We start from the raw sequence: 12000 nt of genomic DNA on the forward strand, positions 1-12000 counted from the left end.
TCAATAAAAACTATATAGGAGCAATATGAATAAAAAGATTTACAACAATCAAAGAGTTGCTGTGTTTGTGGACATACAAAACCTTTATTACTCTGCAAGGGACACTTTTAACAGAAAAGTAAATTTTGAAAGTATTCTTCAAAAAACAGTTGGAGATAGAATATTAGTTAGAGCTTTTGCTTACATCGTAAAACTTCACGGAGTTGACCAAAAAGGCTTTATAAACACTTTAAAACATATTGGGTATCAAGTTAGAGAAAAAGAGCCTAAAATATTCAAAAGGTTAGACGAAGAAGGAAACCTTTGGACAACTATTAAAGCAGACTGGGATATGGGAATTGCTATAGATGCAATCTCACTGGCGGATAAAATTGATGTAGCCATTCTTACAACTGGAGACGGAGATTTTAAAGACCTTGTAAAATACCTTCAAACAAAAGGTGTAAAAGTAGAGATAGCAGCGTTTAAACAAACAACAGCAAAGGAGCTGATAGAAGTTGCAGACGAATTTATAGATTTAAATGTCTTTGGTGAAGACATATTCCTGTGAGCTACTCTTGAATAACTTCCTTAAAAGATATATCTTATATTTAAAAAATAAAAAATCTGGAGGTAAAACTTTGGAAGAAAACAAAGAACAAACAAATCAAGAAAATCAACAAGAAGAAGTTATTGATAAAGATGCATTAATTGAACAACTTAAAAAAGAAAACGAAGAGTTAAAAGCAAAACTTCAAAAAACAGACGAAGCTGCAAAAAGATTAAGTGCCTTATATCAACTTATACAGAAAGATTTTGAAGACTACAAAGTAAGAACTATAAAAGAAAAAGAGCAGATAAAAGAAGAGGCTATAGAAAAATTTGCAAAAGCGTTTTTAGAAGTTGTAGATAACTTTGAAAAAGCATTAGAGAGTTTTAAGCATACAAACGATATAAACTCTATACTTCAAGGAATACAGATGACCCATTATCAAGTTATAAACCTTCTTAAAAACTTTGGAATTGAAAAGATAGAAGATAACCAAGAATTTAACCCTATGATTCACGAAGCAATAGAAACAGTAAAATCTAAAGAGTATAAACCAAACCAGATAGTAAAAGTTTTACAACATGGTTATACATTTAAAGGAAAAGTTATAAGACCTGCAAAAGTAATAGTATCAGTAGAGGAAGAAGAAATTACCTGATGAACTTTTACAAACTTTTAGGAGTAGCTTTTAACGCTACTCCTGAAGAGATAAAAAAAGCCTACAGAAAGAAAGTTAAGTTATTTCATCCAGATATAAACCCAAATGGTAAAGAGATTTTAAAAGTATTAAACACAGCTTATGAGACCTTAATAAATCCTGAGAAAAGACAAGAGTATGACAAATACATAAACAGAAAATCTTTAACCAGAATCTTAGAAGAAAAATTATTAGACTTTTTAGGTTTCACTGATAAACCTTTGAGAGGTTTAGATATAAAAACTACAGTAATAATCTCTCTCCAAGATGGAATATTAGGTGGAGAAAAAACAATATCTTACGAAAGAAAAGTTGTTTGCCAAGAGTGTGAAGGAAGCTCTATAACCTCTTACAGCCAAATAGTAAAGTGTGATAAATGTGATGGAGAGGGTAGAATCCAAACAAAAATAGGTAAGATAATCTGTTTTAAGTGTTTAGGAAAAGGTTTTGTAGTAAAAAACCCATGTAAAACGTGTAAAGGATTTGGGTACATAAAGACAATAGACCAAGTAAGCTTTAAAGTACCTATAGGTGTTGAAACGGGAAATAAAATCAAGATAGAGGGAAAAGGACACTGTGGTTTAAATGGTGGTAAAAACGGAGACTTGATAATTAGATTTAAATTGGACACAGGCTTTTTTGAAAAGTCAGGTAAAGATTTAATTTTAAACTTAAAGTTAGATGAAGATATATCCAATTATGATTACATCCGTATAAAAAACCCTTTAAACGAGATACTTCAGATAAAAGTCCCCCCTAACTCTACAAAACACTCCGTTATAAAAGTAAAAGATGAAGGGTATATAAGTAAAACTGGAGAGAGAGGAGATATTTATATACGGCTTATTTAATCCCAACTGCTTGAACTACTAAAACTATCAGTCCAACTACTAAAGCTATCCCAGCTATTCCAACTACTTGAACTATCCCAATTATTCCAACTACTAAAGCTATCCCAGCTACTAAAGCTATCCCAACTGCTACTTGTATAACTATCATTGTGGAAAATATTACAGCCTAAAAAGCTATAAGCTGGGTCAGTGCAGATATCACTGCTACTGCTTAAAGAATCATCATCGTGAAAAATATTACAACTTAGGAAGTTGTATCTTGGGTCTGTGCAATAGTTGGTATCATCATTAGTGAAAATATTTTTAGAAAAATTAAAATTATCATTGTTGTTAATCAATCTGTTATATATCTCTTCTGATTGAGTTGAATCAGAGAGATTTCCCTTTAAAGATGAATAAGCAAAAATTATTATAGCTACAAAAGTGAACAAAATAAATACTAAAAATACAAATACAATTCCCATTGCTATATTCTCCTTTTATAGAGTTTTACTAATATAAAACTACTCCTAATTTAACTTTCTGACAAGATTTTTTGTGTGTTGAAAACCCGTTAAACATTCATTATATTATTGCTTATGGAAAAAGAAATAACATTAAGGTTAAAAACTTTATACGGAAAAGAAAAAGCAACGTTGGAAGAGTTGTTATCAAGCAGGTCTGGGATTAACTTGCTACCTTACGAAATAGCTGTTAATGGGTCTGTAGATTGGGAAGAGTTTAACATTCCAGAAGAAATATATAAAAAAGCTTGTATAATCTATAACAACTATTCTTACCTTATAAAGAGAGAAAAGCCTCTACCAAAAGTTAACGAAAAGCTACCAGATATAGAGGTAAGAAAAATTTTCGAGGTATTAAGAAGCATTGAATGACAAAGAAAAAATTTTAGAACTACTAAAGCAATTTGTAGTAGAAAAAAAAGAACCATTAGAACTCTTACTTGTTGGAGCTTTAGCATTACCTTTTTATGATGTTGAATTTCGGTTTACATACGACTTGGATGCAGAACTACAACAAGGTAATATAGAAGATCTTTACTTTTATTTAAAATCTAAAGGTTTTGAAAGTGATTTAAGTGAAAATGTGTCAGGTTGGAGTGTTATCTCTATGCCATCTGGTTATAGAGAAAGATGTCAAATAGTTTATCAAAATGGTTTACTTACAATCAAAATTTTAAGTCCAGAAGATTACATTATTATGAAGCTAAGAAGAGGAACAACACAAGATATAGAAGATGCTTTGGCAGTAGGTATTAGAAAAAAGGTAAAGAAACGAGATTTAGATGTACTTTATGAAAAGGTTTTAAAAGAATCTATCAAAGATACAGCTTTATTTAATTTTAAAAAGATCTACGCCTTATTCATAAACGAGCTTTTAAAAAGGCAGTAATTTGTATTTAAAGCGGGGTTTACTATAAACTTTCTACTTTCTCGTACTCAAAATAAACTATATTTCTCTTTTCCTTGCTAAACTCTATTCCAATTAAGTAAATCTCTCTACAGCTTCCTAAATACTTTTCATAATACCTTTTCTCTTTCATCTGACTTAAAGCCTTGTTTTCAGCTTCTTTCTCTACTACTTTAAACTCTATTATATACGCTCTATCTTGATAAAATACAGTTAAATCTATCTTTCCAATATTAGTCGTATCTTCTGCCTTTGTGTTTAATCCACTTCCTGTAAACATTGCATACACCACTGATGCGTAAAATCCTTCGTACCTGTCTAAATCGTTTTTTCTATACCAGTCATTTGGTATGCTTGCGAAGAAGCTGTATAATGTCTCCTTTAATTTGTCTAAATTGTTTTCTGCTATACTTCTGTAAATTTGAGACTCTGGTCTATAGCTTAGTCCAACTCTATCAATGTAGTTTAAAAATGCTTTGTTAAAACTCGTTCTTACCTCAAAATTAGGATAACTCAAAAGATAATACATCTCATCTCCAAGAGTGTAAGTATCTTTTATAGTCAAATATCCACTTTGGAATAAGATATTTTCAACCTTTACATTATCCACGTCAAGATTAGAAATAATTCCTTCATCAGCTTCCAAGTTTTCTAAGTTGGGTAGATAATACTTATTTTTGTAAAACAATTTAACTAAAAAGGTTGGAGTTCCAGTTTCAAACCAGAAAGGTCTAAATTCTTTCTTATCAAAAAATAGTAATATATCAAAAGGATTATAAACTTTATTTCCAAGCCAGTTATATCCGTTATACCAGTATTTTAGTTTTTCTAAGTCTATTCCTTCCAATCTGTCAGCAAAGACAGTTTCAAGGTCTGACTGAGTATATCCGCAAATAGTAGAAAATCTTGAATCTATAGTAATATCATTTAACTGATTTAAACCGCTAAATATAGACACTTTTGAAAATCTTGATACACCTGTTAAAAATACAAACTTTAAATAAGGCTCAGCTGTCTTCAAAACGCTGTAGAAGTCTTTTAAGACTTCTCTTATTTCAATTACTTTCTGCGTGTCCTCTATTCTGTCTAATATTGGTTTATCGTATTCATCTACTAATACTACAACTTGAGTTTTATACTCTTGGTAAAGTTTTAAAATCAACTTTCTAAATAAAAAGCCATAATCGTCTTCCTCTTCTATTTTAACGCTATAGATTGTAATGTGTTCTTTAAGTTGCTCTATAATCCATCTTTTTAATAAATTAACGTCGCTTACATTTCTACTGCCAAAATCAATGTGTATAATGGGATATTTTTTACTCCAATCCCAATTATTCTCCAAATACAGTCCTTCAAATAGCTGTTTATTACTTAAAAAAGCTTGTTTTAGAGTATCTACAAACAGAGATTTTCCAAATCTCCTTGGTCTGCTTAGGAAGAAGTACTTTCCGTTATCTACTAACTTTTTGACAAAAGGCGTTTTGTCTACGTAGTAGTAGTTATCTTCTCTAATACTTTTAAAGCTTTGTATTCCTATCGGTAGTTTTCTCATAAGATTTATTTTAACACATTTATTTGGTTTATTATGTCCATTTTTGTATTTTTTGCAATATAATGTTTATTATATTAAAAATTACATATTGAAATTTAATATGTATATATTATTTAGATGGAATTTAAAACAAAGACTAAATTTCTGATATTATAATAGTAAAATAATCATGATTTTGGAGGAGGTTATTATGAGTGTTGTTATAGTAAGACTTTACATAAAATCAAAAGAAAAAACAGGGGAGATACTAAACACTTTAAAAAAGTATAATGTTGATACAAAAAATCTATTTACTTCCTTAAGGGAAAAAGGTTTTTTTGAATTTAAATTAGATGAAAATTATTTTAAAGATATTGAAGAAACATTAAAAGATTATGTGGATATAGAGATTGTAGAGCACCTTCAAGAAAGTCCATACACTTTAGACAACGATTCAGTAAAGGAACCTACGGGATTATTAGCTCTACTGTTATTTGATGGATTTCTGGTTCTATCTATGATAAACATTATTACAAGGAAAATTGAACTTTATGATTTAATAACTTCAATACCTGTACTTAATAAAGTTACCATATTTATTGTCGTACTTATCAAAATCTTTATCAGCTTTATTCTTATCTCAGGAGTTGTAAAACTTTCTAAGTCAAGCATATTAGGCAGACTATTAAACGTTAAAATTGAAAATGGTCAGAAAAATTTTATTTTTTTAATGTTGCTTTTAATAATAGCTTACTTTTTATTAGAATCTTACATTTTTGCTTTTAAAATTTTTGGCTTGTTTTTGGTAATATTTATAATTATTGCGGTATACTCTGCTTATGAATATCTTGGAATTTCTTTAAAAAGAAAAGAAGGTTAAACATTAAGAAAACTGCATTTATAATAAAAATATAAGCAAGGTATTCGTATACAGAATTAAATTTTATAAACGCAAAACCTAGATAATAAAATACTAAATGTACATACACGCTAAAAAAAGCTTTTTCCAATGAGATGTTTACATAGTAAATAACTAAATTCAATAAAAGAGGCAGTACAGAAAAGATATAAAACGGTAGTATCTCATAAGCTTGTAAATATTTTTCGCCAAAAAGTAATAAAAATACCTTTTCTCCGATAAAATATAGGATAATTTCTGTGATTCCAAAGCTAAAAATCATAAATATAAAAAAGTATAGAATATATTTAACTGCTTTTTCCTTTTTTTCTGAAATTTTTACAAATATAACAGAAAATAAAGTTAGAATAAACCATATATACGCTTTTCCTAAAATAGATGCTGAAGCGAAATATCCTGCTATTAAAGGCTCAAAAATTCTTTTTATAAAAATATCATCAGCATAAACAAAAAATCCCGATGGACTTACCAATAAAAAAGATTTTATCATCTTTTTAAAAGAGAGTTTCTTTATACTACCAAAAATATTTTTATTTAAGTATACAAGGATAATTAAACTAAAAAGCATAGAAAAAACACTAGAAGATAAGGCTCCCTCTATTCCAAACCCTAAATTAACAAAAATTATTGCGAATAAAAGTCTTAAAGTAAGTTCTAATCCGTTTAAAAAAGAATATATATCAAATCTATTTTCAGCTTGTAAATAACCCTTTTCTACATTTTCTAAAAAAATCAAAAGAGAAACCAAGGCAATAATAATAATTGAAAATGTATTGCTAATATGTAAAAAATCTTTTAAATATGGAGATAATATAGAAAGTATGCTGAAAAATAAAAGTCCTGTTATAAAAGCTACTATCCTTAAAAATCTAAGAACTTCTAGTTTTTCTTCTTTATTTTCGAGAATATTTTTTATTGCAATTGTTGGATAAACACTAGAAATAAAACCCACAGTTAACATAAAGGAATATAAGACCATAAATTCTCCATAGCCTTCTGGACCAAGCCTCCTGCTTATTATAAAGTGAAATATATATCCAATACCATTAATATAAAAAAACATTAATGACAAATAAAGAAAATGTTTAATCATTTATTTACAATCTCTAGTAAAAATTTTTCATATTCAATAGCAAGTTTATCCCACGTAAATTTTTTTGCATATTCTATTGCTTTTTTTCCCATCTGTAAAATCATATCTTCATTTTTCCACAAAGTTATTATCTTATCTTTTAAATCTTCGGGATTTTCGCTTTTAAAACTTAATCCAAAACCATTTTCCACAACATAAGACAATTCTGGAATATCACTAACAATAAGAGGTTTTCCCATATTAGCAGCCTCCAAAGCAACAATACCCTGACCTTCGTATCTTGAAGGCATTACTATGAATTTTGAGTTTTTTATAAAATTAACCTTTTCTTGATCATTTAAAAATCCCAGGATTTCAATCTTGTTATTTAATTCTTGTACATTTATTAAATTTTTAAGTTTTGACTCATCTTTTCCTTTACCTGCTATTTTGAGAGGAAATTCTATATTTTGAAAAGCTTTTAGCAATACATCTAAACCTTTGTTAAATATATCTATTCTTCCAATGAAACCTATATAGCTTCCCAGCCTTACATATTCTTCCAATAACTTTTCATTGATCCCATTAGGAATAACCTTCCCTTCTACGTTAAACTTGCGAATTGAAGTTTCGGAAACGCACATAATACTTTTATAGATACGAGGGTAAAAATTTTCTATTAAATAAAAAGGTAATCCAAACAAGCCATATCTTTTTAGAATTTGCTTACCTTCTTTGTGATGTAATTGTAATACCGTTTTCTTGATAAATAAAAAAGAGAAAATTGGATTCCATGGTGCAAAATCTTCAATTACTATATCGTATTCTTTAGCGTGATTCTTTAAATATTTTATAGATTCAAATGCATAAGAAAAAACACTTAATTTATAACTTTTATCAGTTCCTAAAAATTTAAACTTTAAATCCCCTTCCGAATAATCTTTAGCACTTGGATATTTACCTGATATTACGGTTATATCATGACCTTTTTCTGCTAATCTTTTGTTAAGTTCATAACATCTTACAGCTCCACCACCACCAACCCAGGGATTGTTTATATGGTCGTATATAAGATGAAGGATTTTCATCTTTATTTCTTCATATTTGTCTAATAAACCTTAAAGACTCTGTCTGATACCAGTATACCACTTTGTCTTTAGTCCTAGCACTCACCTATCATACCTCTTTTATAAGCCCCTGATTATACTTCTCCACTTCCAGCTCATTAGAATATTATATACTTATAGGGCATATTAGACAAATTATTTTTTTCTAAACATTACTACTTTTAGAATTATAGAAGTAATAATTTCTGCGAAATAAAAAAGGGAAACAACAAAATAAAAATAAGGGTTCTTTATGTTTAAAATGCCAAACAAAGTAAATAAAATCAATCCAAAATCTGATTGTAGAGGAACCAGTATATATCTATTGGAGGAAAACGAATGAGACAAGGCTTTTTTATTCATTTCCCTTGTCAAATAACCTAAAAAAGCATCTAAAATTGAAGTGTACGGAAAGAGAACAGCAAGTGTAAAGGAAATTATACTTTTTGTTTCTTCATACAAACTCCAGGAAATAGATATAGAAATAAAAAACACTCCTAATACATCAAATGCCACATCCAAGAATTCTCCATATTTTGATGATATTTTTTTAAGTCTAGCAACTGTTCCATCAACTCCATCTAATATATAAAATAATAGGTATAAAATACCTCCTATGATAAAATTGTTCATATAAAACATCAAAGCAGAAGATATAACTATAAAAAAGTTTATAAAAGTAATTGTATTAGGTGTTAATGAAGTATAGTTTGCAAGCCACAAAGCAATATTTGTATAGACTTTTTCGAAAAAAGTTATTGCTATCCAGGATTCTTTGTCTTTTAACGCTTTTTTTAAATCTTCTTTTGTGTATTTGGTCCTCATCTTTATTTCCTCTTCAAATAAACAGAAAATCTAAACAGGCTATTTGGGTAGTTTATGTCATGTAAGTCAAATATTTCAATATGGTACTTGCTTTTGAAAAAATTCAGGAAAAACCTCCTGTCATAATATAAATGATGTAAGTTCTTATATAGTTCATTATATTTTTCTTCCCCAATTAAGCTTTTACGAAATGTTTCGTGTGCTACCTTTTTATTTATATCAGGAATATCGGATATTATTATCTCCCCGTTATATTTTAAAATTCTGTCAAATTCATTTAAAACTTTAATTGCATATTGAATATTTTCAAAATATAAAAATACACTATAGCAAAAAATTTTATCTACAGAATAATTTTGTAAAGGTATATAAGCAAGCTCCGAATTTAAAAGAGTTAAACTGTTGCTGTAATAAGGATTGTGTTTGAAAGCTTCTAAAAGAGATAAAGAGTAATCTATACCAATATAATTTTTAAATTTAATTTTTTGATGTTTTAAAAACCATAAAAAAGCACCGGCTCCACAACCCGCATCTAAAATTATATCTTCAGGTTTAAAATGGAAATATTTTGTAACATCTTTGATCCTTTTTATAAAGATTTTAGCAAAATCTCCAGCAAATCTAGTGTCATAGCCGTTAAGTTTTAATATATCTTCTAGTTCTAATATATCTTTTTCAGTTTTTTTACTATTCCATATTCTCTTCCATTCATTTTTCAAAGCTTTTTCCTCCCAGAAGCGTGAACACCCACACCTAAAAAAATTTTATCACATTTTATTAACTATTTCTGCAGGAGTTTTATATCCTAAAGTGCAGTCTTATAGGTATGCTGATATTTTCTCTTTACTCCATGTAGGATTTTCTTTCCTAATTTTTATTGCTTCTTCCTTGTATTTGTTTCTTACGGTTGGTTTTTTTGTGTTTATTTGGGTTTTAAGGTTTGTCGTAAAGACCTTCAAGTCCAACTTTTTCATATCTTTTTGGCTACTAATAGAATGTGTTTCTTGATATTCCGAAGTATCTATAGGTTTTTCAGATGTTTTTGGTTTTTGGGTAATGGTCTTTCCATTTAAACCTTGTTTTAGCTTCTCTTGTTAGTGGGACATCTTTTATTTTGTTTGATAGTTTTTTGTGGAAGAGTTTTGTTATATACATAAGAGCTCCTATAATACCTTTCATTTTACCTACCTCCTGTTTAGTAAATTTATTTTACAGGGGTAGGTGTTCACTGTCTATATGAACTTATATATGCAGTATTCTCCTTAGTTCTTCGTAAAAATAGTAATTTTCTTCTTTTTTTCGAACAGCTACTCGAAAATAACTGGAATTTTCTTTTTTATTTTTACTTGTTATTTTTGACGTAACATCCTTTATAAAAATATTTTTTTCTAGCATTTTTACTGCTATATCTGTAGCGTTTAAATTAGGGTGTTCTATTTTTAGAAGAAAAAAATTTGCAAAACTTGGAAATATTTTAATATTTTTTAAGTTTTTCAAATTTTCTATGAATTTTTCTCTTTCGCTTTGAATCTTTCTTAGAGAATATACATATAATTTTTTATATTTTGGAAATTCTTCGAGAAATTTTTCTGCAAAACTATTTATATTCCAAATGGGTAAATGATTTCTTATTTCTTCTAAAATTTTTTTATTTTTAGTTATTATTACACCTAATCTTAAACCTGGAATTCCCAGAGATTTTCCAAGACTTTTCAAAATTATTAAATTATTAAAATTTTTAAATCTCTTTATCATAGAATATTCCTGTGGAGCAAAGTCAATAAACGATTCGTCTACTATTACAAATTTTAAATAATTCATAGATAAAAGTTCTTCTATATATTCAGGGTGAATTATCTGACCTGTTGGATTGTTTGGATTTGATAAAATGAGAACATCTATACCTTTATCTTTTATAGCTCTTTTTAAATCATTAATATCTATGGTAAAGTTATCTTCTGGAAAGGTATATATTAGTTCTTTATTATTGAATATTAAATATTCATCAAAGTTAGGGTAAAGTATACCAACCTTTTCTTTATTTAATAAAAAAGAAAGTATTTTAATTATTTGCGAACTTCCATTTGTTGTTAATAAATAATCCTGCTCTACATTCAAAACAGAAGACATTTTTGCATCTACTATATTTTGAGTAGATGAATATCCTTGTATCAGATTAGGACTATACTCTTCAAGCTTATTTCTTAGTTTTATTGGTGGAAAATAGGGATTTGTTACAAAATTAAAATCCAAAATATCAAAATCCCATAATCCGCCGAACATTTCACTTAATTTTTTGTATTTTTCTCTAGGAGATGAAAATAATACTTCAGCTTTATAAATATCTGCTATAGTATCTATCTCAAACCATTTAATATCTTTAATAATATATGCTTTTAATTTAGAATAGTCCATTTGTGATAAAATTTTTAATATAACTTCATAATATTTTGATAAAGGTTGTGTTTTAATATAAAGATCTAACATAGGTAAAAATTTTTTTCTCCAAAAATCAATAGAAAATTTATATACATTTACCGTTTTATATAATTCTGCGTACTCATTATTATCCTTAAAATCGTATAATATAAAATCAATAACTTTACGATTAGTATCTATCTTTACTACTGTACCATCCATCCACTTTTCTTTCTTATCAACAACAACCAGATTTTTATCTCTACATGTGAGAATCTTGTTTATTAGTTGTGGTTCAAAAATTAAATCTGATTCGATTAAAATAAAATCTTTATATATTTCATTTCTTGCTAACCACAAGGAATAGATATTGTTTGTTTTATTGTATTTTTTATTTTCTACAAAAGTAATATTTTTGAATTTATTGAAATAATACTTTTCTACGAAAGAAATTATATTATTCTTCTTATATCCTACAACAATTATTACATCTTGAATATTATTTTGCACTAAACTATCCAAAATATAGCTTAATATGGGTTTTCCGTTAATATCTATCATGGCTTTAGGTCTATTCTTTGTATAAGGTAATAATCTGTAACCTATTCCAGCAGCTAAAATAACAGCTTGAAAATTACTCAA

At 27.8% G+C, this 12000-nt stretch carries 15 protein-coding genes; 6 read left to right on the top strand and 9 right to left on the bottom strand.

Features of this window, described 5'->3' with window-relative positions; genetic code table 11:
- Positions 1-25 precede the first annotated feature (25 nt).
- The 3 genes from Q385_RS0107230 (at position 26) to Q385_RS0107240 (ending at position 2077) form a co-directional block, all read left to right on the top strand.
- Positions 26-550 carry a LabA-like NYN domain-containing protein gene (locus tag Q385_RS0107230; RefSeq protein WP_028951023.1) on the top strand — a complete coding sequence of 175 codons (525 nt, stop codon included), beginning with the start codon at positions 26-28 and terminating at the stop codon, positions 548-550.
- Between the two features lie 70 nt (positions 551-620).
- Positions 621-1187, top strand: coding sequence for a nucleotide exchange factor GrpE (locus Q385_RS0107235; RefSeq protein ID WP_028951024.1), 567 nt, complete (start codon positions 621-623; stop codon positions 1185-1187).
- Positions 1187-2077, top strand: coding sequence for a DnaJ C-terminal domain-containing protein (locus tag Q385_RS0107240; RefSeq protein WP_028951025.1), 891 nt, complete (start codon positions 1187-1189; stop codon positions 2075-2077). The genes Q385_RS0107235 and Q385_RS0107240 overlap by 1 nt, the downstream gene beginning before the upstream one ends.
- Here the strand turns inward: Q385_RS0107240 and Q385_RS09345 are convergent.
- Positions 2070-2225, bottom strand: a complete 156-nt coding sequence (locus tag Q385_RS09345; protein WP_156925210.1) for a hypothetical protein — start codon at positions 2223-2225, stop codon at positions 2070-2072. The two genes, Q385_RS0107240 and Q385_RS09345, sit on opposite strands and share 8 nt — an antisense overlap.
- A gap of 430 nt (positions 2226-2655) precedes the next feature.
- Here Q385_RS09345 and Q385_RS0107250 point away from each other — a divergent pair, with 430 nt between their 5' ends.
- Positions 2656-2952 carry a hypothetical protein gene (locus tag Q385_RS0107250; protein ID WP_028951026.1) on the top strand — a complete coding sequence of 99 codons (297 nt, stop codon included), beginning with the start codon at positions 2656-2658 and terminating at the stop codon, positions 2950-2952.
- Positions 2945-3469, top strand: coding sequence for a nucleotidyltransferase (locus tag Q385_RS0107255; protein WP_028951027.1), 525 nt, complete (start codon positions 2945-2947; stop codon positions 3467-3469). The genes Q385_RS0107250 and Q385_RS0107255 overlap by 8 nt, the downstream gene beginning before the upstream one ends.
- Before the next feature lie 22 nt (positions 3470-3491).
- Here Q385_RS0107255 and Q385_RS0107260 read toward each other — a convergent pair whose 3' ends face one another.
- A complete protein-coding gene (locus tag Q385_RS0107260; protein ID WP_028951028.1) occupies positions 3492-5039 on the bottom strand; it encodes an ATP-binding protein in 1548 nt (515 codons plus the stop codon).
- A gap of 190 nt (positions 5040-5229) precedes the next feature.
- On the opposite strand from Q385_RS0107260, the gene Q385_RS0107265 reads away from it, so the two are divergent.
- On the top strand, positions 5230-5898 hold the full coding sequence (locus Q385_RS0107265) for a hypothetical protein (protein WP_028951029.1): 669 nt from the start codon (positions 5230-5232) through the stop codon (positions 5896-5898).
- Here Q385_RS0107265 and Q385_RS0107270 read toward each other — a convergent pair.
- The 7 genes from Q385_RS0107270 to Q385_RS0107300 form a co-directional block, all read right to left on the bottom strand.
- Positions 5837-7030 carry a lipopolysaccharide biosynthesis protein gene (locus tag Q385_RS0107270; RefSeq protein ID WP_028951030.1) on the bottom strand — a complete coding sequence of 398 codons (1194 nt, stop codon included), beginning with the start codon at positions 7028-7030 and terminating at the stop codon, positions 5837-5839. The two genes, Q385_RS0107265 and Q385_RS0107270, sit on opposite strands and share 62 nt — an antisense overlap.
- Positions 7027-8097 (bottom strand): glycosyltransferase family 4 protein, encoded by a 1071-nt coding sequence (locus Q385_RS0107275; RefSeq protein ID WP_028951031.1) that lies wholly within the window; start codon positions 8095-8097, stop codon positions 7027-7029. Before Q385_RS0107275 ends, Q385_RS0107270 begins: the two co-directional genes overlap by 4 nt.
- A gap of 174 nt (positions 8098-8271) precedes the next feature.
- Positions 8272-8940: a CDP-alcohol phosphatidyltransferase family protein gene (locus Q385_RS0107280; protein WP_028951032.1), complete on the bottom strand. Its 669-nt coding sequence runs from the start codon at positions 8938-8940 to the stop codon at positions 8272-8274.
- A 2-nt stretch (positions 8941-8942) separates the two neighbouring features.
- Positions 8943-9659 (bottom strand): class I SAM-dependent methyltransferase, encoded by a 717-nt coding sequence (locus Q385_RS0107285; RefSeq protein WP_028951033.1) that lies wholly within the window; start codon positions 9657-9659, stop codon positions 8943-8945.
- A gap of 99 nt (positions 9660-9758) precedes the next feature.
- On the bottom strand, positions 9759-9914 hold the full coding sequence (locus Q385_RS09460; protein WP_211245390.1) for a hypothetical protein: 156 nt from the start codon (positions 9912-9914) through the stop codon (positions 9759-9761).
- A 58-nt stretch (positions 9915-9972) separates the two neighbouring features.
- Entirely contained in the window at positions 9973-10119 is a 147-nt protein-coding gene (locus tag Q385_RS09465) for a hypothetical protein (protein ID WP_211245391.1), read from the bottom strand.
- Between the two features lie 63 nt (positions 10120-10182).
- Entirely contained in the window at positions 10183-12000 is a 1818-nt protein-coding gene (locus Q385_RS0107300) for an aminotransferase class I/II-fold pyridoxal phosphate-dependent enzyme (protein ID WP_028951034.1), read from the bottom strand.

The organism is Sulfurihydrogenibium subterraneum DSM 15120, assembly GCF_000619805.1.
Classification (GTDB): Bacteria; Aquificota; Aquificia; order Aquificales; family Hydrogenothermaceae; genus Sulfurihydrogenibium; species Sulfurihydrogenibium subterraneum.

Excerpts from the sequence above, each read along its gene's own strand:
- Q385_RS0107230 (WP_028951023.1), top strand. The coding sequence starts at position 26 with ATGAATAAAAAGATTTACAACAATCAAAGAGTTGCTGTGTTTGTGGAC.
- Q385_RS0107240 (WP_028951025.1), top strand. The coding sequence starts at position 1,187 with ATGAACTTTTACAAACTTTTAGGAGTAGCTTTTAACGCTACTCCTGAA.
- Q385_RS09345 (WP_156925210.1), bottom strand. The coding sequence starts at position 2,225 with ATGATAGTTATACAAGTAGCAGTTGGGATAGCTTTAGTAGCTGGGATA.
- Q385_RS0107250 (WP_028951026.1), top strand. The coding sequence starts at position 2,656 with ATGGAAAAAGAAATAACATTAAGGTTAAAAACTTTATACGGAAAAGAA.
- Q385_RS0107260 (WP_028951028.1), bottom strand. The coding sequence starts at position 5,039 with ATGAGAAAACTACCGATAGGAATACAAAGCTTTAAAAGTATTAGAGAA.
- Q385_RS0107265 (WP_028951029.1), top strand. The coding sequence starts at position 5,230 with ATGAGTGTTGTTATAGTAAGACTTTACATAAAATCAAAAGAAAAAACA.
- Q385_RS0107270 (WP_028951030.1), bottom strand. The coding sequence starts at position 7,030 with ATGATTAAACATTTTCTTTATTTGTCATTAATGTTTTTTTATATTAAT.
- Q385_RS0107275 (WP_028951031.1), bottom strand. The coding sequence starts at position 8,097 with ATGAAAATCCTTCATCTTATATACGACCATATAAACAATCCCTGGGTT.
- Q385_RS0107280 (WP_028951032.1), bottom strand. The coding sequence starts at position 8,940 with ATGAGGACCAAATACACAAAAGAAGATTTAAAAAAAGCGTTAAAAGAC.
- Q385_RS09460 (WP_211245390.1), bottom strand. The coding sequence starts at position 9,914 with ATGAAAAAGTTGGACTTGAAGGTCTTTACGACAAACCTTAAAACCCAA.
- Q385_RS09465 (WP_211245391.1), bottom strand. The coding sequence starts at position 10,119 with ATGAAAGGTATTATAGGAGCTCTTATGTATATAACAAAACTCTTCCAC.